This is a genomic window from Ferrimonas pelagia (assembly GCF_039543565.1).
GTDB lineage: Bacteria > Pseudomonadota > Gammaproteobacteria > Enterobacterales > Shewanellaceae > Ferrimonas > Ferrimonas pelagia.
Window position 1 is genome coordinate 36,584 of the sequence record NZ_BAABJZ010000024.1, and the last position, 22,682, is coordinate 59,265.

19 protein-coding genes are annotated in these 22,682 nt (G+C 60.9%); 13 read left to right on the forward strand and 6 right to left on the reverse strand.

The annotated features are described in order from the left end of the window. Window positions 1–34: 34 nt before the first annotated feature. Window positions 35–1,210, reverse strand: coding sequence for a steroid 3-ketoacyl-CoA thiolase (locus ABEA08_RS08915; protein WP_345334952.1), 1,176 nt, complete (start codon window positions 1,208–1,210; stop codon window positions 35–37). A 902-nt stretch (window positions 1,211–2,112) separates the two neighbouring features. On the opposite strand from ABEA08_RS08915, the gene ABEA08_RS08920 reads away from it, so the two are divergent. Together ABEA08_RS08920 and ABEA08_RS08925 are read left to right on the forward strand one after the other, a co-directional pair. Beyond that, a complete protein-coding gene (locus ABEA08_RS08920; RefSeq protein ID WP_345334953.1) occupies window positions 2,113–2,577 on the forward strand; it encodes a MaoC family dehydratase in 465 nt (154 codons plus the stop codon). Between the two features lie 151 nt (window positions 2,578–2,728). Next, entirely contained in the window at window positions 2,729–2,950 is a 222-nt protein-coding gene (locus ABEA08_RS08925) for a hypothetical protein (protein WP_345334954.1), read from the forward strand. Window positions 2,951–2,981: 31 nt separating this feature from the next. Here the strand turns inward: ABEA08_RS08925 and ABEA08_RS08930 are convergent, their stop codons facing one another. Next, window positions 2,982–3,191 (reverse strand): hypothetical protein, encoded by a 210-nt coding sequence (locus ABEA08_RS08930; RefSeq protein ID WP_345334955.1) that lies wholly within the window; start codon window positions 3,189–3,191, stop codon window positions 2,982–2,984. 307 nt (window positions 3,192–3,498) lie between these two features. Between ABEA08_RS08930 and ABEA08_RS08935 the strand changes: the two genes are divergently transcribed. From ABEA08_RS08935 to ABEA08_RS08950, 4 genes are all read left to right on the forward strand, one after another. Then, window positions 3,499–4,671, forward strand: coding sequence for an acyl-CoA dehydrogenase family protein (locus ABEA08_RS08935; RefSeq protein ID WP_345334956.1), 1,173 nt, complete (start codon window positions 3,499–3,501; stop codon window positions 4,669–4,671). 128 nt (window positions 4,672–4,799) lie between these two features. Beyond that, window positions 4,800–6,377 (forward strand): SMP-30/gluconolactonase/LRE family protein, encoded by a 1,578-nt coding sequence (locus tag ABEA08_RS08940; RefSeq protein ID WP_345334957.1) that lies wholly within the window; start codon window positions 4,800–4,802, stop codon window positions 6,375–6,377. Between the two features lie 41 nt (window positions 6,378–6,418). Beyond that, the gene (locus ABEA08_RS08945; protein WP_345334958.1) at window positions 6,419–7,162 is read left to right on the forward strand and encodes an SDR family NAD(P)-dependent oxidoreductase; all 744 of its coding nucleotides are present in this window, start codon (window positions 6,419–6,421) and stop codon (window positions 7,160–7,162) included. A 93-nt stretch (window positions 7,163–7,255) separates the two neighbouring features. Further along, the gene (locus tag ABEA08_RS08950; protein ID WP_345334959.1) at window positions 7,256–8,287 is read left to right on the forward strand and encodes a TRM11 family SAM-dependent methyltransferase; all 1,032 of its coding nucleotides are present in this window, start codon (window positions 7,256–7,258) and stop codon (window positions 8,285–8,287) included. A gap of 73 nt (window positions 8,288–8,360) precedes the next feature. Here ABEA08_RS08950 and ABEA08_RS08955 read toward each other — a convergent pair whose 3' ends face one another. Then, window positions 8,361–9,266 carry a hypothetical protein gene (locus tag ABEA08_RS08955; protein WP_345334961.1) on the reverse strand — a complete coding sequence of 302 codons (906 nt, stop codon included), beginning with the start codon at window positions 9,264–9,266 and terminating at the stop codon, window positions 8,361–8,363. A gap of 156 nt (window positions 9,267–9,422) precedes the next feature. Further along, the gene (locus tag ABEA08_RS08960) at window positions 9,423–10,526 is read right to left on the reverse strand and encodes an AraC family transcriptional regulator (protein ID WP_345334962.1); all 1,104 of its coding nucleotides are present in this window, start codon (window positions 10,524–10,526) and stop codon (window positions 9,423–9,425) included. Window positions 10,527–11,361: 835 nt separating this feature from the next. On the opposite strand from ABEA08_RS08960, the gene ABEA08_RS08965 reads away from it, so the two are divergent. The 4 genes from ABEA08_RS08965 to ABEA08_RS08980 all read left to right on the forward strand — a co-directional run bounded on the left by ABEA08_RS08965 (window position 11,362) and on the right by ABEA08_RS08980 (window position 15,425). After that, window positions 11,362–13,047 carry a class I adenylate-forming enzyme family protein gene (locus tag ABEA08_RS08965; protein ID WP_345334963.1) on the forward strand — a complete coding sequence of 562 codons (1,686 nt, stop codon included), beginning with the start codon at window positions 11,362–11,364 and terminating at the stop codon, window positions 13,045–13,047. Window positions 13,048–13,121: 74 nt separating this feature from the next. Next, on the forward strand, window positions 13,122–14,150 hold the full coding sequence (locus tag ABEA08_RS08970) for an MBL fold metallo-hydrolase (protein ID WP_345334964.1): 1,029 nt from the start codon (window positions 13,122–13,124) through the stop codon (window positions 14,148–14,150). 171 nt (window positions 14,151–14,321) lie between these two features. Further along, window positions 14,322–14,660, forward strand: a complete 339-nt coding sequence (locus tag ABEA08_RS08975) for an antibiotic biosynthesis monooxygenase family protein (protein WP_345334965.1) — start codon at window positions 14,322–14,324, stop codon at window positions 14,658–14,660. An 18-nt stretch (window positions 14,661–14,678) separates the two neighbouring features. Beyond that, window positions 14,679–15,425, forward strand: coding sequence for a hypothetical protein (locus tag ABEA08_RS08980; protein WP_345334966.1), 747 nt, complete (start codon window positions 14,679–14,681; stop codon window positions 15,423–15,425). Window positions 15,426–15,496: 71 nt separating this feature from the next. On the opposite strand, the gene ABEA08_RS08985 is transcribed toward ABEA08_RS08980, so the two are convergent. Together ABEA08_RS08985 and ABEA08_RS08990 are read right to left on the reverse strand one after the other, a co-directional pair. Beyond that, window positions 15,497–17,869: a TonB-dependent receptor gene (locus tag ABEA08_RS08985; RefSeq protein ID WP_345334967.1), complete on the reverse strand. Its 2,373-nt coding sequence runs from the start codon at window positions 17,867–17,869 to the stop codon at window positions 15,497–15,499. 130 nt (window positions 17,870–17,999) lie between these two features. Next, a complete protein-coding gene (locus tag ABEA08_RS08990) occupies window positions 18,000–19,196 on the reverse strand; it encodes an acyl-CoA dehydrogenase family protein (protein WP_345334968.1) in 1,197 nt (398 codons plus the stop codon). 392 nt (window positions 19,197–19,588) lie between these two features. On the opposite strand from ABEA08_RS08990, the gene ABEA08_RS08995 reads away from it, so the two are divergent. The 3 genes from ABEA08_RS08995 to ABEA08_RS09005 are packed head-to-tail and all read left to right on the forward strand — an operon-like array spanning window position 19,589 to window position 22,673. Further along, window positions 19,589–20,125: a flavin reductase family protein gene (locus ABEA08_RS08995; protein ID WP_345334969.1), complete on the forward strand. Its 537-nt coding sequence runs from the start codon at window positions 19,589–19,591 to the stop codon at window positions 20,123–20,125. Window positions 20,126–20,174: 49 nt separating this feature from the next. Next, window positions 20,175–21,866, forward strand: coding sequence for an FAD-binding protein (locus tag ABEA08_RS09000; protein WP_345334970.1), 1,692 nt, complete (start codon window positions 20,175–20,177; stop codon window positions 21,864–21,866). 27 nt (window positions 21,867–21,893) lie between these two features. Then, on the forward strand, window positions 21,894–22,673 hold the full coding sequence (locus tag ABEA08_RS09005; RefSeq protein ID WP_345334971.1) for an SDR family oxidoreductase: 780 nt from the start codon (window positions 21,894–21,896) through the stop codon (window positions 22,671–22,673). The last annotated feature ends 9 nt before the right edge of the window (window positions 22,674–22,682 follow it).

Consider the following 22,682-nt stretch of genomic DNA (forward strand, 5'->3'; position numbering starts at 1 on the left):
CGCCCCGCGCATCTGCTCGTTGAGTGTCGATGCCTTACAGGCGTTCGATAATGGTGCCGGTGCCGACGGAGGCGCCGCAGCACATGGTGATCAGCGCGGTGTTCTTATCGGTGCGCTCCAGCTCATGCAGGGCCGAGGTGATCAGGCGAGCACCGGTCGAGCCGACCGGGTGGCCCAGCGCGATCGCGCCGCCGTTGACGTTCACCTTGTCCATATCGGGCTGGTACACCTGCGCCCAGGACAGCACCACAGCGGCAAAGGCTTCATTGACCTCAAACAGATCGATGTCATTGATGCTCATGCCGCTCTTTTTCAGTAGCAGCTCGGTGGCGTTGACCGGACCGTCCAGCAAGTAGTAAGGGTCGGCGCCGACCACGACGTCGGTGATAATGCGAGCGCGGGGCTTGAGGCCACGGGCGATCGCTTCGTCCTTGCTCATCCACAGCACGGCGGCGGAGCCATCGGAAATTTGCGAGGAGTTACCCGGGGTGTGGATCCCGCCTTCTGCCACGGTCTTCAATTGGCTCAGTGACTCCATGGTGGTTTGGCGCAGGCCTTGATCCCGAGTGACCAACTTGGTCTCGCCGGTGGGCTTGCCATCTTCGCCCAGCACCGGGGCGGTGACCGGGATGATCTCGCGTTCGAAGTGACCGGCTTCCCAGGCGGCGTGGGCCCGCTGCTGTGAGCGCACCGCAAAGGCATCGGCATCGTGACGGGTCAATCCGCGGTTTTTGGCGATGCGCTCGGCGGAGGCGAATTGATCCGGCGTGCTGTCCCAGGGCCAGGATTTGGGCAGGAAGAAGCCCGGGCCGTTGTAGACATTCATGCCCAGGCCGACCCGACTCATGGCTTCGACGCCACAGGCGATCCCGGCGTTGATGGATCCGGCTTTGATCAGCGCGGAGATCAGGTGGTTGGCCTGTTGGGCGGAGCCGCACTGGGCGTCGATGGTGGTGGCGCCACCGTTGTAGGTGCCGCCCATCGACAGCCAAGCGTTGCGGCAGAGGTTGCCGGCCTGCTCACCGGCTTGGGTGACGCAGCCGCCGATCAGCTGATCGATGTCGGTGCGCTCCAGTCCCGCTTTTTCCAGCACGCCGCGCATGGACAGGGCCAATAGCTCGGTGGCGTGGAAGCCATTCAGATCGCCCACGATCGGTTTTCCACGTGCAATGGGGGTACGTAGTGCTTCAACGATGACTGCTTCAGCCATGGGTTTACTCCTTAACTTCCATGAAAAGCCATGGCCTGGCGGTGCGTTACGACGCGTTGTGCCAGGCAGGCTGGATCGCTGTCGCCGGCGCGCACCGGCGGACAGAGTGTCGATGAGTATCAATGTATCGACGCGCTCGACCGGAAAAAATGGCGGAACAGGGCCATCGCCATTAACAGATGTGGCCACCGCTGGGCCGATCAAAATGATCCGGGTTGATCGGCGGATCCGGCGCTGATCCGCCGTTCGTGACGGGAAGAGCGCACAGTTCGGTAAATTCTGTAAGTTTCCTACATTTTGGTTTTCAAATTACAAAATGCTGCTATAATCCGTTCATCGGTGACATTACTAGAAAGGACACGACATGTTTAATTCCGCTAAGTGGCTTACCCCAGAACAAGGCGCTTGCCGCCTGTGTTACACCATCGCAGGCAGCCTGATGTGCGCTGGCATTGTTGCTTCTCTGGCGCCGATCGTCTGAGCAACTGGTGGAATTAAGTAACCATTTGGTACTTTAATTCCAAAGGCGCCGTTTGATCCCCTGCGTCGACCAAGACACGACGCGCGCCTCCCCGTTGAGGCCCTGTGATGTTGGGATCGGACCGATCGGTTCATTACGGCGCATTCCCCCCCCTTTCTCTTTCTCTATTTTTGCTTGCGATGGATCTCTGTGTCCGCTGTCTCGTTCGTCTGCCCAGATCGGCCGTCGGCATTGGCTGCGCGCTTGGGCCTGACTTGACCGTTAATGCACATGCAAAGTTGGCACTGAAACGTCATTGTTTGGTGCTGCGGACGATTTGTATGCTGTGATCACGCTGGGGGCACCTTGCCTGTATTGCCGATAAGCGCGGACGGTCGGGCGAGCCATCTCCCAAGGAAAACGCAGAAAAAGGAAGTCTGAAATGGCCCAGTTTAATTTTGATGATGTCGCCGGTATGCAGGCGTTGGTGAGCGAGGAATTTGGTCCTTGGAGCAATGCGGTGACCATAGATCAAGCGCTGATCAACCGCTTCGCCGAGCTGTCCGGGGACGATTACTGGCTGCACACAGACGTCGAGAAGTGCGCCAAGTACAGCCCGTTCAAGGGCACCATCGCCCACGGTTTCCTCACTCTTATCTTGCTGCCGAAGATGCGCGCCGAGCAGCCGTTTGAGGTGGTGGGATTCAATAACATGCTCAATGTCGGTTCGGATCGCCTGCGCTTTACCGGCGTGGTGCCGGTGGGCGCTCAGGTGCAGTCTCGCACCCGTCTGAAGGCGGTGGAAGCGACCAAGAAGGGCACGGCGGTGACGCTGGAGCAGCATGTGCATGTGGTCGGTGAAGCGCGCCCGGCGCTGATCTACGACATGATCTTTATGTACATGTAAGCCATACCCTCAAGACGGGAAACGGCCGGCTCTGACGAACCGGCCGTTTTCATTTGAGTGGCGCGGTCGGTTGCCTGTGTCCGGGGCGCGCTCCACACTGGGGTGACAGAGATCGAAGCACAACGGGCAGAGAGCCGAATGGTTGAACAGAATGGTTGAACAATATGATCCGACCTCGCAGGACGAGGCCAGCACGGCGCGGGCGACACGATGCGCCCAGTGTCGGGGGCCGCTGCAGTGCCGTGGCGATCAGCACTGTTGGTGCATGACATGGCCGCAGGTGATGCCGCTGCAAAACGCCAGCTTGCCGGCGGGGTGTCTGTGTCCCACCTGTCTGCGCGCTGCGATGGCGGCTCAGCCGCCGTCGTCGTAACGCGGTCCTGACGGGTTTGGTGCCGATGCTGTCACGGCTCGCGCGGTGGACGCAGGGCTTCATACAGCAGGCAGGCTGCCCAGATCGTTGAGAGGGTGATCCCCAGTAGGGCGATGGGAAAAAAGCTGTCCAACTGGGCCTGACTGAGGACTTGCCAGCGTTGGAACTGGCGCGCCGTCGGGATGCTGATCACCAGCAACAGCATGCACAGGATCGGGGCAGTAAGGGGGTTATGGCTCATCGGGCGGACTCCTTGTCGGCGGCGGGAGGTAAGCGGATAGGCTCGAACGCTCTAGTAAGGCGTCGTTTTTTGCTCGGGAGTAAAGCCGACGGAGGAACTTTTCGCTCAGCCAAAGCCAGCGTGGCGTCGGCCACATTCGCTACTGCAACTTGTCCGGTTTCGCCATTGAGAGGCGTAGCCGACAGAGGCAAATTAGAGGACATGGAAGAAACTGCCTTGGGGGTGGGCGTGGCGCGTTCACTGGCGCAAGGTCAGTCAGGAGGCGCCACCGCGCCGGATGGCAGTAGCGGAATGAAGGACAGGCGATATGTACATCGATAACACCCAGGAACAGAAGGAGCTGCGTCAGCAGTTGCGTGCCTATTTTGCCGAGTTGATCACCCCAGAGGTGCGTCAGGCGTGCCATGGCAACGAGAGTGGCGGCGAGTATAACCGGGTGATCCGCCAGATGGGGGAAGATGGCTGGTTGGCCATTGGTTGGCCCAAAGAGTACGGCGGCCAGGGCCGCAGCGAAGCGGAGCAGTTGGCGTTTTTTGAGGAAGCGCAGATGGCCGGTGCGCCCATTCCCTTTGTCACCCTCAATACCGTGGGGCCGGCCTTGATGGCCAACGGTTCGGATGAACACAAAGCCGAGTTTTTGCCCCGGATCGCCAAGGGCGACGTGCATTTTGCCATCGGCTATACCGAGCCGGGCTCGGGCACCGACTTGGCGTCGCTGTCCACCAGCGCGGTAAAGGATGGTGACGACTACATCATCAACGGCACCAAGGTGTTTACCTCCAGCGCCGAGGGCGCGGACTACATCTGGCTGGCGGCCCGGACCGACAAAGAGGCGCCTAAGCACAAAGGGATCACCATCTTTATCGTCGACACCAAGTTGGCCGGCTTCTCCGTCGCGCCCATCTACACCGTGGGCGATGTGCGCACCAACATGACCTATTACGATAACGTCCGGGTGCCAGCGAGCTGCATCGTCGGTGAGCTCAATGGCGGCTGGAAGCTGATCACCTCTCAGCTCAACCACGAGCGGGTCGGTCTGGCAGCGCTGGGCATTAATGCCATCGGTCACTATCAGCAGTTGATGGAGTGGGCCCGCAGCGAGAATGCCCAGGGTCTGCGCCCCATCGATGAAAGCTGGGTGCAGACCACCTTGGCCGAGGCCTACGCTCGCATTCAGGCGCTGCAGGTGCTCAATGGCCGCATGGCCTGGGAGCTGGAGCAGAACCAACTGAATCCGGCGTTTGCGTCGGCCATTAAGGTGCACTCTACCGAGTCGGTGATCGAGATCTACCGCTTGATGCTGGACGTGATCGGCCCGGCCGGTCTGGTCAAGGCCAAAGGCAGTGCCGATGTGCTTAAAGGGGCGCTGGAAGAGGGCTACCGTAAGTGTCAGATCAACACCTTTGGCGGCGGCGTCAATGAGATCTTGCGGGAGCTGACGGCGATGTTTGGCCTGCGTATGCAGCGTGCCTCGCGCTAGGGAGCAGTAACAAAAGGCGGGTGCCGGGCGACAGCTTGGCGCCCGTTTTTTGCGTTGATAGGGCTGCAAGGCAGCGCTGGTGCAGCGCGCAACGTGAGTAGAAAGCGGATCACATCAGGAGAGCGCGTATGTGGAAGAAATTGGGATTGGGCTTGTTGTTGGTGCTGGCGTTGCCGGTCGCGGTTTTGGCGGTGCTGTTGTTACGGTCTGAGCCGATGGATCTACCGGCTTTGCCGACTCAGCCGGGCCAAGGCAAGGTGGTCGGCGCTGCGGTCGCGGCCAAGCCTTTGCCGGATCTGGTGTTGCCACAGCACCCGTTTATGGCGCAAACCGGTTTCAATGCGATGCACGCCGATCCCTACAACTCCGATGTGCATCGACCTCAGGGGCCACTGGGGCATGCGCCCGTGGTGCAGACTCGGCAGGGGCGTGGTGGCGACAAAGGCATGTGCGTGGGGCTGACCTTCCGTCGGGATGGCTTAGCGTTTATGTTGTGCTCGGCGATGCAAGGCTTCCAGTTTCAGTTGGTGGATCCTGAGACGTTAACCATCTTGGCGCGGCATGATCTGCCTTCGCGGCCCAGCACCTGGCAGGCGATCGCCCATCGGGATCTGGGGATCATCTATCAGGACAGCTCGGGCGGCGCCTACTACTACCTGGATCATCAGGATCGGGTGGTGTTGGTGGATCCGCAGCAGCGCTTGCTCCGTTTGGCGGCGGTGCCGGGAGCGGAAGGCTGGCAGATCGTGGAAGAGCGCGCCTGGGATCTGTCCGCGGCGGTGCCCAATCGCTGCTTTTCGCTGAGCAATTGGAACCCTACGCCCGAGCAGTGCGATCCGGTGACTGCGGCGCTGCCAGACATGGACGGGGTGATCTGGTGGATCACCCGGTACGGTAGGATCGGTACCTTGGATCCTGAAACCGGCGCGATCCGCGTGATCCATCTGGCCGGCGAGGAGATCCAAAACAGCTTTGCGGTGGCCGAGGATGGCGTGTTCATTGTCTCGGATCACGCCCTGTATCGCTTCGATAAAACGGCGGACGGCACGCCACAGGTGGACTGGCGCGAGCGCTATGACCGCGGCAGCGGCCACAAGGTGGGCGCCATCAATCAAGGCAGTGGCACCACCCCGACCCTGCTCGGGACGGACTACATCACGGTGACCGACAACGCCGATGATCGCATCAACCTGTTGGTGTACCAGCGCGCCAGCGATTGGCAGGGCGAGCGTGAGATCTGCCGGATCCCCCTGTTCGAGTCCGGCCATTCGGTGACGGACAACTCGATGATCGGCTACGGCAACAGCATCATTATCGAGAACAACTACGGCTACCGGTATGCCATGGCACCGCCGACGGAGCAGGCGGTGACGGGCGGGATCAGCCGGATCGATGTGCGCCCGGACGGCAGCGGCTGTGATCGGATCTGGCACTCCACCGAGCGCGCCCCCTCGGTGGTGCCCAAGCTCTCCCTGGGCAGCGGCCTGGCCTATTTCTACACCTTCGACACCCAGGCCGATGGCGAGAATGCCTGGTATCTAATGGCGCTGGACTTCGAGACCGGCGAGACCGCATTTAAGATCCACACTGGGGTGGGGGAGCGGTTTGATAACAGTTGGGCGCCGATCACGATCGGGCCGGACGGCACCCTCTATGTCGGAGTGTTTGCCGGGATCGTGGCGATCAAGGATGGCGAACGGCTTTAGCCGAGCGCAGCGGGGTGGGGAAAAGGAGTGGTGAAATGACGATGGCTACCACAACCAAAGTGGCGTTGGTAACGGGGGCGGGCAGTGGCATTGGTCAGGCCACTGCCCTGCGTTTGGGGCGGGAGGGTTATCGGCTGGCCGTGGTGTACGGTCGCTCGGCGGCGCAAGCGGCGCAGACGACGGCGGCCATCGTCGCGGCGGGGGGCGATGCGAAGTGTTTCGCGCTGGACGTCACCTGCGAGCAGAGCGTCGCGCGGCTGTTCGATGCGGTGCTGACGACATTTGGTCGGCTGGATGTGCTGGTGAATTGCGCCGGGGCTGGCCATTACGGCAAGCTCAAAGAGATCGAGATGGCCGATTTCGATCGTCTTTTTGCCCTCAACACCCGCGGCACGTTTATGATGTGCCGGGCAGCGGCACGCTGCCTGCAGCCAGGCGGGCGGATCATCAATATCAGCACCGGCGCGACCGCCTCTAACGCCGTCGGGCAGAGCCTGTATGTCGCCAGCAAGGCGGCACTGGAGGGCTTTAGCAAAGTGTTGGCCAGGGAGTTGGGGCCGCAGCAGATCGCGGTCAATGTCGTCTCGCCGGGGATGACGGATACGCCGCTGTTGGCGCAGGGCAACGCCGACTACTTGCGTCAATTGGGGGCCAAGCAGGCGGCGATGGGCCGCTGTGGCCAGCCTGGGGAGGTGGCGGATGCCATCGCCGCTTTGGTGGGCGCAGACGGAAGCTGGATCTCCGGTCAGGTGATCCGGGTGGATGGTGGCAGCGTGATCGTATGAGGCGCTGTGTCACCGAAATTGCCAAAAAAGCTGGAAACTGCTAGTTTCTGCGGCCAAATTTACCCTGTTTCCCGCTGATTTAAGGTCGCCGCCATGCACCAGTACGCCATTCTTGCTAACCCGGGCCACAACCGGATCTACTTCGATACCGCGCTGAAAATTGCCCGGTTGGAGTTGGAGGCGATCACCCAGGCCCAGGGGATCACCATCGAAGCGTTTGGCGAGGACGATCTGGGCCTGCCGGCCAGCGTCAGTTTCACCACCTCCCAGCCGATGGATGACGCTGCACTCAAGGCGATCGTGGCCTCCTCCATCTATTACGCCCTGTTTGAGGTGCAGGCAGACGGCCTGCTGCGCCCGATCAAGGCACCGCAGATCTACACCTTCCCCAACGGCATGAGTCAGATCCTCAAGTACGTCGGCAAGACCAATGAGCAGTTTACCCGGCTGATGATCAATCTGGCGCTCAGTGCCTGCAAAACCCAGAGCGAGCAGATCCGCCTGGTGGATCCCATGTGCGGCAAGGGCACCACCTTGTACGAAGGCATGGTGCGCGGCTTCAACGTGGAAGGCATTGAGATCAACACTAAGTGGACTCAGGAGATCCAGGCCTACATGGTGAAGTACCTCAAGACCGGCAAGTACAAGCATAAGGTGACCAAGTCCAAGCGCAACGGCCCGGATGGCAAAAAAGTGGCGGACTGCTTTTCGGTCGACACGGCGGCGGACAAGGCGGATTTCGCCGCCGGCAAGCTGCAAAACTTCAAGCTGTATCCTGGGGATACGCGTCAGGCCAACCTGCTGCTGAAGAAAAACAGCTGCGACATTTTGGTGTCGGATCTGCCCTATGGTGTGCAGCATGGCAACAAGAACGCCAAGGACGAGAAGCTGGATCGCAGCGCGCTGACGCTGCTGGAAGAGGCGGTACCGGCCTGGCGTCATGGCTTAAAGCCGAAAGGCGCCATGGTGATCTCCTTTAACGAGTTCACCATGAAGTGGCGTGACGTGGCCAAGGTGCTGCAGGCCAACGGCCTGACGGTGCTGGATGAGGCGCCCTACACCGGCTATCTGCACCGGGTCGATCAGTCCATCAACCGTAACTTGATCGTGGCGATCAAGCCGTAACGGCATGAACGCAATGGCAGCGGGCTGCGGCCCGCTGTGTGGTTTTACCGCTCCCTTAATGCGGCTGCCGAGCCTAGCGCCACAGTGAGATCCGCTGTGAGCTGATCTGCTTTTCTTTGGCCGGGCCGCCAAACTTCCGTTTGAGCGCCTTTGCCTGCGCCGCCTCCGTCTGCTCCATGGCGCGGGCTTGATACACCCCCTGCGCTGCCGCAAGGGTTAACAAAGCCTGCGCCCGGGCCGGATCGCGCGGGATCAGGGGGGACCGATCGGCGTCATATAAGCCGTGACGGCACCAGAGCGCCATGTCCAAACAGGCCAGGCCATCTTGATCGGCGATCGCCTGTTGATACCAGGCGAGGCCCAGCTGTTGCGCCTGCCCGTGCGGCTCCTGCAGGTAAGCGCGGGCCCGGTGGCGTCCGATCCCATTGTGCGGCTCGGGAGCATAGCCCCAGGAATACCGCTCAAGCCAGTACAGTGTTTGCTGTGGGCAGGCCGGCGGCTCCAGCTCGACCGGCGTTGGCTTGTCGTTGTGATCGCCCCACGGATCGGGCTCGGCCTCCTCGAAGAGCGCGATCATGTCATTGATGGCCTGATCGTAGCCTGCCAGTGCGCTTTGGCGCAGCCAATAGACGGCTTCTTGCCAATCGAGCGGACTGGAGTCCACGGGATCGGATCGCCATTGCAGGTATGCACGATTGGATTGCGGGCCCGGCATGGGCTCGACTTCGCTGCTGAGCTGGTATTGGGCCCAGCAATCATCAAAGCAGGCCGCCAAGCGCAGCCAAAAGATGGCCTGGCTCATCAGCTCGGGCAGCCCGGCTTCCCCCCAGGGGTGGTGTCGATCCAGTAGGCAGCGCGCCGTCGCTTGGTCACTGTCGGCGATCAAGGTGCCGATCAGGCTGAGGGCGGCGTCGACACGACCCGCCTGATGTTCACGCTGCGCCTGATAGACGGTTTGTAGCGGGTGGTGAGCAGACAAACGGGACACTCCTGTGCGCACTTTTGCTGTGTTCGACATGGTAGAACGTGGTCCGCGGATAAGAAATGCCTCTTGGCAGAGGCAAGCGTCGGCTCAGCGTAAGGCTTGCTGTTGCAAGCCCTTGGGGTGAGTCGGCGTCGCGCCGTAGACGCCGCTCTATTGCGTCACGGCGGCCTCTGCGTCCTTGCCGTCCTTTTCGGGCAACCCCCTGCGGCGAAACTCCCCTGGGGTGATGTGGGTCCATTTCTTGAAGCTGCGGTGAAACGCGCTGGGCTCGTCGAATCCCATCAACGCGGCCACCGCATTGATGGAGAGCTCAGAGCGGCTCAGGTATTCGATGGCGGCGTCCCGGCGGCAATCGTCCTTGATCTGCTGATAGCTGGTGCCCTCCGATTCGAGCCGGCGCCTCAGGGTGCGGCTGGAGGTATTGAGCAGGCTGGCCATCTCATCAAAACTGGGGATCTTCTTGGTGAAGTTGTAGCCGATCAGGGCGCGGATCCGCGGGATGATGCTGTCCGAGGCTGCTTCGCTGCTGAGGGTGAACAGCTGAAACGGTGCGGTTTCGAGAAATTGCTCCAGGGATTCTTCGTTATGCACCAGCGGCGCTTTGAGATAATGGGCGCTGAAGATCATGGTCGACTGGGGCTGGGTGAATTCGATGGGGCAGTCGAAATAGTAGCGGTAGCCCGGGCGGCTGAGCACTTGCGGGCCCGGAATGCCGACCTGGTGCACGGCAATATTGGTGCCGATCAGCCAACTGCAGAAGCGATGCCACAGCGACAGGCTGTTGAGCAGGGTGAGCTGGCGTGAGGGGTGGCAACTGGCGCCGTTGTCGGCAGCGTATGAGGAGTAGAACAGGGTCACGTCCTTGCCATCGCCGCTGAGCCGGTAGGGCTTGCTTAACTCTCGTGGGTTGCCTTTGAGTTCATGGCACAGGGCATAAAACTCGGTGGTGCGTTCGAGGGCGATCTGCAGATTGGGCGCATGGATAATGCAATAACACATCATCCGAAAGGTGCCTGGGGGAAATCGGTAGCGGGTGCCCAGACCAAAGGCTTCGTCCTGCAGCATCATGGAGATCCGCCGGTACAGCTTGCTGAAGGTCAGCGCACTGATCTCCAACTCCTCATCATCGTCCAGCTCGAGCGGATTGAATGGTAACTCCGCCAATGCCAGCAGCTCATTGATATCGTAGCCTTGCTCGATGGCTACCTTGAGTAATAAGCGCGCATAGCGGGCTGGGACAAGATACTCCGTCATCCTTGCCTTCTTCTGGTTAAGTGCGTCGACACGTTTCGCCATTTTTCAGCAAAACGGTTTATTTTTCCACACATGAATGCGCAAGCGAAACCAATGCGAGGCCGTTCGCCTGGTGCAGAGCGCTGCGGGATCGCCGGTGGCTAAGGCGCTCTGAACCGAGCTACGGATCGAGCGAAAATTTCACACAGTTGGTCCAGTCACCTCCGAGGGTATTTCTCCCTATCTTTGTGGTTAGCGCTAGTGGCGAGCGAGGTTCGTTAGGGTGGTGGTAGCAGGCCTGTTTGCTTTCATTTGATTGCTTATATTTCAATGTCATTGCCGCCTTTATTTGATCGACTTTCGTCGCTATATATTTGCCCCTTTTGTGTGACACACTTCACGAGTCGAGCTCGTTCTGCTTAAAAATGTGTTACATCTGGCTGGCCAGTTTTGCCATTGAACCCAGCTGAGGGCTGTTCGACACTTGAGTGTAAATTCACCTTCGAGAGTGACTGTCAGGAGAGCACAGTCGGGCAGCGCCCAGCTCTTGAAGGGCCATGGGCAACAGTCCACGGCACAGGGAGAATGACGGACTCAGAGCCTGTGAGGGCATTGGAGGCAAGGTTCGGTAACCATGGGGCTGGGCTCCTGGTTCGAGTTACCGCAACGCCGTTCCCGATGTGCTCATACGCTTCCTCCGGACGGGTATTAGCGGCGCTTGGGCGGCGATCGGCGTAGATCTCATTATGCCGACAAGCCAACTTCTGGCCCCGAGTCCGGTTGAGAGCCAGCGAACCTCGTCATTCCGACTGAGTCGTGGTACTCGCCCCCCCCCAGCGATATCAAGGAAGTCATCATGTCAGGATCTGTCACCAAGCTGAAAGGCGTGCTGCAACAGCTTACCCAGCCAGGCGCCCCGTTTGAGACCGTACAAACCGAGTCCGGGCCGCGCTTTAAACAAGCCATTCCCACCTTGCCACTGCTCTATCAGGCCGGCTTGAAGCATGGCGATGCATCCTTCCTGGTGGGGAATAGCGGCCGCTATAGCTTTGTCGAGGCGCTGGCCACGGCGTCGAAGCTGGCGGCACGGATGCACTCACAGCTTGGGGTGGAGCAGGGCGATCGGGTTGCCATTGCCATGCGTAACAGCCCGGAGTGGGCGCTGGCGTTTATGGCCACCACCTTGTTGGGGGCCGTCGCGGTGCCACTGAACAGCTGGGGCAGTGCCGAAGAGCTCGAGTATGGTGTGAAAGATTCCGGTGCCCATCTGGTGTTTGCCGATCCGCGTCGTTTCGGTTTGCTCGCGCCCAAGCTGCCCTACCTGAATGCCCGTGCCATCGTGGTGGAAGAGGACGGGGACTGGGGCGAGCTGGGCTTGAGTTGGACCAGCTTCCTGGCCGGCGAGGGGGACGATACGCCGCCTCAGGTGCAGATCGCCCCGAGTGATCTGGCGATGATCATGTACACCTCCGGCACTACCGGGCGGCCCAAGGGCGCCGCTTCGACCCATGACGCCATCTGTCAGGGGATCATGAATGGCCTGTCGGCCAGCGGCCTGATGGCGGCGATGCATCCACACACCATGGCCGCGGCGGCCGAGCGAGGGTTGCAACCGGCGACCCTGTTGTGCCTGCCGCTGTTCCATGTCAGTGGGCTGCATGCGGGGATCCTGACCAGTTTCCTGACCGGGACTAAGGTGGTGATCCTCTATAAATGGGATCCCTTGCTGGCCCTGCAAACCATCCATCAGGAGAAGGTCGCCTCCATCACCGCGGCGGCGAAGCAGATCTGGGATCTGCTCGAGCACCCGCAGTTTGCTGAGTTTAATACCAGCAGCATCATCAACCTGGCCAGTGCCGGCACGGCGCAACCCACGGCGCTGGTGGATGACATCAAGGCCAGATTCCCCGGTAACTTCTTTGGCACCGGCTACGGCATGACCGAGACCAACGCGTTTGCCACGCTGATCTCTGGTGAGGCTTATCATGATCACCTCACCAGCGTGGGCCTGCCGTTGCCCGCGGTGGAGGTGAAGATCTGCGATGAGCAGGGCAATGAGATGCCACAGGGCGAGGTGGGTGAGATCTACATGCGCGGCAGCACCTTGATCAGCCACTATTGGGGCCGGGAGGAGGCCACCGCCGAAGCGATGAAGGGCGGCTGGATCCACAGTGGCGATGTGGGTTACTTCGACGCACAAGGCTTGCTCTACATCAGCGATCGCAAGAAGGACATGGTGATCCGTGGCGGCGAGAACATCTACTGTGGTGAGGTGGAGAATGTGGTGCTGGATCACCCCGCCGTGGCACACTGTGCGGTGTTTGGTCTGCCGCATGATCGCCTCGGTGAGGAGCTGTCGGTGGCGATCGAATTGGCACCGGGGGCGCAGCCGGATCAAGGCAGTATTCAGGCGCACGTCGCGGCCCACTTGGCGCATTTCAAGGTGCCCTCCCGGGTGTTCTTTGCCGAGCAGCCGTTGCCTCGCAACGCGGTGCATAAGATCCAGAAGCACTTGGTGCGGGCGCAGTATCTGAGCACGTAAACCGGGCTAATCCATGTCAACGCCGCCATCATGGCGGCGTTGTTGTTTGTTGCAAGCGTTGTTAAGGAGTGGCCGTGGCTGATCTGCATTTTCCCTTCGAGGCCCCGGCGGGCGGACAGTTAAAGGCGATCCACCCGGATGTGCGTTGGCTGCGTATGCCGATGCCGATGAAGCTGGATCACATCAACCTGTATCTGTTGCGGCATGGCGATGGCTTTGTCGCAGTGGACACCGGCCTGGCAACCAAGAGTACCCGCCAGCACTGGCTGCGTGTGCTGTCTGAGGAGCTGCAAGGAGCACCGCTCAAGGCGTTGATCGTCACCCATCTGCATCCAGATCATATCGGTTTAGCGGGCTGGTTGTGCCAGCAGACCGGGGCCGAGCTGTGGATGAGCCAGGCGGAGTTTCTGTCGGCGCACCTGTATCAGCATGTGGCGGATATGGCCCGCTCCGAGCCGGTACTGAACTTCTATCAGCAAGCCGGTTTTTGTGAGGCGGTGCTGGTGCAGATGCAGGAGAGTGCCGCCGGTTTTGGCCGGATGATCACGCCGCTGCCGTTCTCCTATCGAGTGCTGGAGGACGGCGCCGACATTGAGATCGGCGGCCGCTCGTGGCGGGTGATGATCGGCGCCGGTCACAGCGTCGCGCATGCCTGCCTGCATTGCGATGAGTTGGGGATGTTGCTCGGCGGCGATCAGGCCCTGCCCGGCATTACTCCCAATGTGGCGCTGTCCAGTTTGACGCCGCAGGGCGATCCCTTGAACCATTGGTTTGAGACGCAGGTGCGTTTGGCGGCATTGCCGCAACAGACCTTGGTGTTGCCCAGTCATGAACTGCCCTTTACCGGTTTGCCGGCGCGCTGTGATCAGGTGATCGCGCATCATCGGCAGCAACTGGAGTTGCTACTGCAGGCCTGTGGCCGCGCGCAAACCGCCGTGCAACTGCTGCCGGTGCTGTTTAAGCGCGCCTTGCAGGGCACGGAGTTGGTGATGGCCGCGGGGGAGTGCTTGGCCCATCTGAATTACCTGTGTCATCGCGGCAAGCTGGTGCGCCGCATTGGCGCCGATGGCGTCGCCCTTTATCAGCGGATTGAACACGGCTGAGCGTCTGCTTTCTTCTTGATTTATCACGCTTATGCCAACATTATGGCGCTGTCAGTTTTTTGTCATTTGTGTGCTGGGCTGGATCGGTTTGGCAACGTCGGGGCTGGCGCCTCGCTTTTGCTGCGTTATATGCGACACTGTACGTAATTACAGTACAATGTGGAGCAAATGATGATCGTCGTTATCTTTGAAGTTTATCCCCACGCACATGGCAAAGCGGATTATCTCGCCGTGGCTGCCGAGCTGCGCGCGCTGCTGCTGCAGGCCGATGGCTTGATCTCAGCCGAACGGTTCGAAAGCTTATCAGAGCAAGGCAAGCTGTTGAGTTTGTCGTTCTGGCGCGATGAGGCGGCCGTGGCTAACTGGCGCAATGAGCTGATGCACCGACAGGCGCAGCAGCGGGGCCGAGCGTCGCTGTTTTCCCATTATCGGATCCGCGTCGGCGAGATCGGTCGCGATTACAGCATCGATCAGCGAGCGCAGGCGCCTGAGGATCGGGATCACAGTTAGAGTTGAATGAGGTGGGGCATGCTAAGGACGGCACGGCGCGGAATATTAGGGGCACTTTGTCTGCTCACGGCACTGTGTGTCGGTTGGGCTAAGGCGAACGCCAGCGTCCCTAAGCCCTCCACGGAGGTGCTGGTGCTGGGCACCATCGAGGAGCTGCACAACTTCAATCCACAATACCGCTATCATCAACTGTTTCAGCTGATCGCCAGCTTTCGACCGGACGTGATCGGGCTTGGGATCCGGCCGGAAGACTTGGGTCAGCCGCTGAGCTATCTGCAGCAACATTACTCCGAGGCGATGGTTAAGCTGGCGCTGCAATATGCCCCGCGAGCGGTGGGGTTGGATTGGCTTGATCCTGTGTTGGAAGGGGTGTTGATCCCGGACGATTACCACGAGCGGCGGCAGGCGTATTGGCTGTTGATGGAGGAGGAGTACGACTCGCCGGAGCTGATGGCGCTGCAGCAGGAGTTATTGCAGATGCGTTTAACGCAGCCGCCGGAGGTGCTGATGGGGGCGGAGTTTCAGATCCTGCAGTTGGCCGAGCGTTTCCGCTTGGACAGCCTACGGCGCCACTCCCGCTTCGAATATCTGGCCACCCACCAGCACCGCAGGGATCGACATATCCTGGTGAACAGCCTGCAGCTGATCAAGTCAGCGCCGGGCCGACGGGTGGTGTTGGTGGTGGGTCTGGATGAATACAGTACCCTGCTGCGGGGATTGCAGCGCTTCGGCCAGGATATCGAGCTGCTGCAGCTGCCGTTGTAGCCCCGCCTCTGCATTTACCGCTGAAGACCACAAGGCGCCCTCGGGCGCCTTGTGGTTTTTCGAGCGCGGTATTAGAACTGCAGCCGCAGATCCAGGCCAAAGGTGCGGGGATCGCCGTAGATCACGCTGCCAAAGCCCAAGGCGCCGGAGTCGATCCCTTGGGTGACGTACTCCTCGTCGAAGGCGTTGCGTAGCCAGGCGCTGACTCTTAGCTCACCGAGCCCGGTCTGCACGCCATCCAGGCTGGCACGAACGTCGGTGAGGGTGTAGGCGTCGGCGGTGATCGCCTCCTTAAACGGGCTGTGGTAATCGTTCAGCTCCGGCGTCGGCCCGGGGATCTCGTTGACCTGGGTAAAGGCCCGCTCGCCGATGTAGCGCACATCGGCGCGCAGCGAGAGTTGGCCGCCCCACAGCTCGGCCAGCTCATACTGAATGCCCAGTGCGGCGGTCACCTCGGAGACGTAGGGAAACTCGGCCTGATCCGCCACATCCACCAGTTCACCGGAGACGCGGTTGAGCAGCTCGTATTTCTGGAAGTCCATGTCGAGCCAGGCGACGTTACCGTCGATCCGCAGCCGATCGGTCGGGGCGATCACATACTCCAGCTCAACCCCCCATTGATCCGCCTCACCGGCGTTTTCGATCACCGAGGTGGCGCCACCCGTGCCAGCGAGGTAGGAGTCGATCTGAAAGTCATCGTACTGGGTGTAGAACAGGTTGGTGTTGAGGCGCAGGCGGCGATCAAACAGATCGTTCTTCAGTCCCAGCTCGTAGCCGATCAGGGTCTCCTCATCGAAATCATCAAGGAAGGGATTGTCGGTACTGGCGCTGCGCGCGGTCAGGCCGCCGGCCTTGTAGCCGGTGGCGATGCGGGCGTAGCCAAACGTGGTGTCGCTGAACTTGTAATCGGCGCTGACGTTCCAGTTGATGTTGTCGTATTGCTTGGTGTCGTTGGCCGACAGCGGCAGGAACGGCGGCAAGAAGCTAGCCACACGCTGCTCCAAGTATTTCTCATCCTCGGTATAGCGAATGCCGGCGGTCAGGCGCAGCTTGTCGCTGGCGCGCCAGTTGAACTGGGTAAACGCCGCCTTGGACTTGGAGGTGCCGTTGTAATCCAGCACATTGGTCGCTTCCATGCCAAAGGGCGCGCCCATCAGCGCCTGCGACAGGTAGAAGCTGGTGGGGTTGTACTCGCTGTACTCTTCATCGAAGTAGAACAGGCCAAAGACAAAATCGACGTTTTGGCTGAGCTGACCCAGCAGTTGCAGCTCCTGTGACAGGTGCTCCTGCTCACGCTCATTGAGCGGCGAGTAGAACAGGCCAGCGATGGGCCGCACGTCGACGATGCCGGTGATGGGGTCCAGCGTCAGCGCTTGCAGCGCGTCGTTGCCGTCGAGATCGTTGCCGATCTCCAGCCCGCTCCAATCGCGCAGGCCGGTGATGCTGCGCAGGCTGAAGCGATCGCTGAACTGCCACTCGATACTGAGTGTGTGCAGATCCGTCTCTGAGGTGCCATAGCCGTTGTTGTTGAGCGCGATGGTGTCGGCCCGGCCGTCGGACACTAGGATGGGGCTGCCGTCGATCTGGGTGACTTCGCCAGCCAGATAGCTGGGGCTGACTGCCACGGTGTGTGAGTGAGTCTTGGTGCCTTCGGACTCGACGTGGTTAAAGCTGTAATCGAGGATCAGGGTGTCGCTGACTTCCCAGTTGAGGGCGATGCGGTAGGCCTCATCGTCAAAGGCGCCGCCGTCGCGGTGATCCGGTGCATTGACGTTGTCGAGCACACCATCCCGTGAGCTGTTGCGATAGGTCAAGGCCGCCGACAGCCCGGTCTCGCCCAGCACGCCTGAGTCGATGCGGGTTTGGGTGGTAAAGAGGGCATCCGAGCCGACGGTGAAGTCCTGGGTGAAGCCAAAGTCGTAGTAGGGCTTCTTGCTGATGAAGTTGATGGCACCGCCGGTGCTGTTACGGCCATACAGCGAGCCTTGCGGGCCGCGCAGCACTTCGACCCGCTCCAGCTCCAGCATGTCCATCAAGGCACCGGAGATCCGCGGCTGGATCACGCCATCGAGATACACGCCGATGGGCGAGTCGGCGGTGGCCACCGAGTCGGACACCCGCAAACCGCGCATCGACAAGGTGATGTCGTTGGAGGCCTGGGCATTGGCCTGAATTTGCAGGGTGGGCACGAAGCCGGTCAGATCGACGCTGGTGCGTATGCCTTTTTGCTCGATGGCGGCGGTGTCCAGCGCGGTGATGGACAGCGGCGTGGCCTGCAGGCTTTCGACGTTGCGCCGGGCCGTGACCTCGATGGTTTCGATCCCACCGGTTGCTGCTGGCGCCTGCGTCTCCTCTTGGGCCAGCAGTTGGGGGGCGAAAAGAATGGGCAGTAACGCCGCCCAAACCGGGCTGGGGCGAAATTCATGTCGGTGCATAGGGTTCATCATCTCTTCCTTGTGATGGCCTGCGACAGCCGGCACCGTTTGACGCCGCTGCAGGCTTATATTGATTTGCTGTTCAATAAAAAGGGCAAAAAAAGCGCAGAGGGGGATCTGCGCTCTTGACTGGGTTTGGTTACAGGAAAAAGTCCGTGCTGTCTTTGCCCAGCAGCACGCCGGACAGGTTGTAGGCGTACTTGTCCGCCACGTTGGCGACGTGGGTCAGCCCGGCCTGAATGTCCGCCTGAACTCGGTTGAGCGGATAGTTGGCGAAGATGGCACGGGAGCCGCAGTACATGAACATCTTGTTGGCGGCTTCGTTACAGCGCCCGGCGACACGGGCGGAGTCGTAGCGCCACTTAACCCGCTCTTCGATGGTCAGCGGCTCACCGGCGACGGCGCGCTCGTACATGATGTCGAAGTTTTTGTAGAGCACCGCCTTGCATTCGTCGACAGTGGCGATGGCATCCGCCAGGGTTTTGAGGGTGCCGGGATCTTCAATCGACTTACGGCCGTCGTTGACGCCGACCCGGGTGCCGGCCAGCTCGATAAAGTCGTTGATGGCGCCTTGCAGTGCGCCGATGGCGGAGCTGGATACGGCGCGAACGAAGATCTGGCCAAAGGGCAGTTTAAACACCGGATGGGTATTCACTTCATTGCCAGGGCTTTGTTGATTAAAGCCGTCGATGGACTTGTGGGTGCGGTATTCGGGCACAAAGGCGTCCTTGACCACGATGTCGTGCGAGCCGGTGCCTTGTAGGCCGGTCACCGCCCAATTGTCGACAATGTCGTAGTCGCTGCGCGGCACCAAGAAGGTGCGGTAGTCCGGTGGGCCGCCCGCTTCCAGTGGCGGCACCATGGCGCCGAGGAAGACCCAATCGCAGTGCTTGGAGCCGGAGGAGAAGCCCCAGCGACCGGACAGCTTGAGGCCGCCTTCAACCCGCTCCACTTTGCCCACCGGCATATAGGAGGAGGAGATCAACACGCTGGTGTCTTCGCCCCAGACATCCTGTGCGGCGCGGTCGTCATATAGGCCCAACTGCCAATTGTGGATCGCCACCACGCCCAACACCCAGGCGGAAGACATGCAGCCTTCGGCCAGTTTGATCTGAATATCGAAAAAATCGTGTGGTTTGAGCTCATAGCCGCCCCATTTGGCCGGCTGCAGAATGCGGAAGAAGCCCGCTTCCTGGAAGTCGGCGATGGTGGCTTCGGGAAGGCGACCGATCTCCGCGGTCTCAGCGGCACGAGCCCGCAGTACTGGCACCAATTCGGCCGCACGCTGGTTGAGGCGTTGGCGGATGGCGTCTTTGTCTTCAATCGTGGCGTTCATGCGTAGCTCTCCTGAGATCTGCGTTGTGCATCGGGTTCGGCGGCCTTGCCGCACCATGCCCACGATTGAATCAGTGCCCCCGCTTGGCAGCATCATGCAAATGGATTAGGGCCACGCCTTTCTGTCGTCGGCTCGGGGTTAAATTTGGCTAAATTGATGTGGATCAACTCCGCCGGGGGGCGCTGGCATATAGGGTGGAGGGGTCGGCAGCGCGCCGCTGCGGGCTCGAACCGTCGCGCAGACAACGCCGTCAGGAGAGCAATGGGGGCCGCGGCTGCGGCCGGGGTTAGTCCCCTTAGACGATGCCGGTTTAAGGGGGGGATCCGAGAATGCAGAGCATAGGAGTGATGCCGGTCCGGCACTGCTCACGTCGACTGTTTAGGAGCCCTACCATGTCACACGCCTCGAACGCAGCCGAGCAGGCCGCCCCCCAGCCCCATCCGTTGAAGGACTCAATGTTGCAGGCGATGCGCCGCCTGGCCAGCTCGGTCAGCATTGTTTCCGCCAGTAATGGCGAACAGCGCCACGCCATGGCGGCCACTTCGGTCACCTCCCTGTCGATGGATCCGCCCTCCTTGCTGGTGTGCGTCAATAAGAACACCGCCATGCACGGCTTGTTGGAAGAGGGCACGGATTTTTGCATCAATATCCTCAGCCATGAGCAGCAGGAGGTGTCGGTGATGTGTGGCGGCAAAGCCCGCGGCGAAGCCCGTTTCGAAACCGGCAACTGGGCCACCAGCGAAGGCGGCCTGCCTTATCTTGAGGACGCGCAGTCGGCGGTGATCTGCCAGCAGGATGGCAAGTTTGAGTACGGCACCCACACCATCTATATCGGCCGGATCCAGTCGATCCAAAACAGTGAGTTGGTCAGCCCATTGATCTACGTCGACGGTGTCTACACCACCTCGGCGGAAGCCGCGACCGCCTGATCGCCAAACCGATGCCCCAATCCCAAATAACCTCGCAAGGAAGACACTGATGAGTTACGAGCAGCCACTGGAGTTGACCGACACCCAGCCGCCACAACAAATTGTGCCGGAGGCCGTGGATTGGCAGGGGGAGTACGATGTGGTGGTGGTGGGCTATGGGGGCGCGGGGATCTGCGCCGCCATCGAGGCGGTCGACGCCGGGGCGTCGGTGCTGGCGCTGGATCGCTTCCAAGGCGGCGGTGCAACGGCGGCCAGTGGCGGCGTGGTGTACGCCGGTGGCGGCACCCAATACCAGCAGGACGCGGGCTTTGAGGACAGCGCAGACAACATGTTTGCCTACCTCAAACAGGAGACCGGCGACGCGGTCAGCGATGAGACCTTGCGCCGTTTCTGCCAGCAAAGCTGCGATAACCTGCGCTGGCTGGAAGCGAATCGGGTCGGCTTTGCCGGCAATGTGCCGCCGATCAAGACCTCCTACCCCACCAATCAATACTATTTGTACTACTCCGGCAACGAGGCGGTGGGCGGGTATAAAGATAAGGCCACGCCGGCGCCGCGGGGGCACCGTGTCAAGGGCGCGGGCATGTCCGGTCAGGCGTTGTTTCGGGCGTTGAGGGCCTCCGCCGCCGCGAAGGGCGTCAAGTTGCAAACCCAAACCGAGGTGCAATGCCTATTGACCGACGCCCATGATCGGGTGATCGGGGTGGAGGTGCGTACCCTGCCCGCAGGCTGGATCAGCCTGCAGCACAAGTGGCTGTCGGCCTTGATCGGCAAGCTGCACCTGTACAGCCCAAGGCGGGCGTTTAAGCTGCGCGCCAAGCTCGTGGCGTTGGAGCGGCAGCACGGTCAGATCCAGCGCATTTGTGCCCGTAACGGCGTGGTGCTCAGTGCGGGCGGCTTTGCCTTTAATCGCAAGATGGTGGAGCGCTACAACGACAAATACCGCAAGGGCTTGCCACTGGGAACCACTGGCTGCAATGGCAGCGGCATCGGCCTAGGCCACAGTGTCGGTGGCGCCCTGGCACGAATGGACAAATTCAGCGCCTGGCGCTTTATCAATCCGCCGCTGGCCTGGGCGCAGGGCATGGTGGTCAACGGCGCCGGCGAGCGCTACTGCAATGAAGAGGTGTATGGCGCCAAGCTCGGCCATGAGATGTGTGAGCACAATGACGGCCGCGCCTATCTGGTGATCAACCACGCGCAACGCGCCGAAGCCTTGAAGCAGTGTGTGCCCGGCAAGGCGCAGAGCTTTCAGATCCTACCGGCGCTGATGAACCTGTTTCTTAACGCCAAGAAGGCGGACAGCATCGAAGGGTTGGCCAAGCGGATGAAGCTGCCGGAGGCGGCGTTGCGGGCGGAGCTGGACAGCTACAACGCGGCCGCGCGGGGCGAATGCGTCGACCGATTCGGTAAATCCCCTGCCTTTCTCAAGCCGATGGCACAGGGGCCCTATTACGGGATCAACGTCTCGTTCGATAGCCCCACCTTCCCCTGCCCGATGATCTCATTGGGCGGATTGAAGGTGTGTGAGCACAGCGGTCAGGTGTTGGATCAGGAGGAGCGGATCATCCCGGGCCTGTACGCGGCGGGCCGCAACGCCGTTGGCGTGGCCTCCAATCTCTACGTCAGCGGGATCTCCATTGCCGATTGCGTTTTCTCCGGCCGCCGTGCTGGCGCCCACGTGGCGGCCCAGCGTCGTGGCGAAACGGCCAAACCTTGCGCTGAAAGCAGCGCAGCTTAATTCGAACGATCAGAAGGAATACCTGTCATGGGACGAGTGCAAGGGAAAGTCAGCATCATTACTGGTGGCGCCAGCGGCGTCGGGCGGGAGGATGCCAAACTGCTGGTGGCCGAGGGCGGCAAAGTGGTGATCGCCGATCTCAACGTTGAGGCGGGCGAAGCGCTGGCGGCCGAGCTGGGCGAGGCGGCGCTGTTTGTCCGCCATGACATCAGCTGCGAGGACAGCTGGCAGCGGTTGATCGAGCAGACCCTCAAGGCGTTTGGCAAGCTGGATGTGCTGGTCAACAACGCCGGCATTCTGGTGGCGGCCAACATCGAACAAACCTCCTTGGAGGTGTGGCGCAAGGTCAATGCCATCAACAGTGATGGCTACTTCTTGGGGTGTAAGTACGCCATTCTGGCGATGAAGGAGACCGGCGGCGGGGCCATCATCAATATGTCCTCCTTGGCGGCCATCCACGGCATGAGTCAGTTCTGCGCTTACTCCGCCTCCAAAGGCGCGGTGGCGGCACTGACCCGCAACGTTGCGGTGCACTGCAAAGAGCGCGGCTACAACATCCGCTGCAACAGCATCCATCCGGACGGGATCGACACCCCCATGACCCAGGCGCTGCGCGCCAAGGTGCCCAAGCCACGCAGCGAGGCGGAAGCCGCGGCGATGATCAAGGCGGGCAAGCGGGCCGATGCCAGAATGTGCGATCCCAAGGAGATCGCCAACTTCGTGCTCTATCTGGCCTCGGACGAATCCCGCTTTATCAACGGCGCCGAGTTGAAGATCGATAATGCCCACACCGTTGGCGACTTTTAAGGAGAGCGT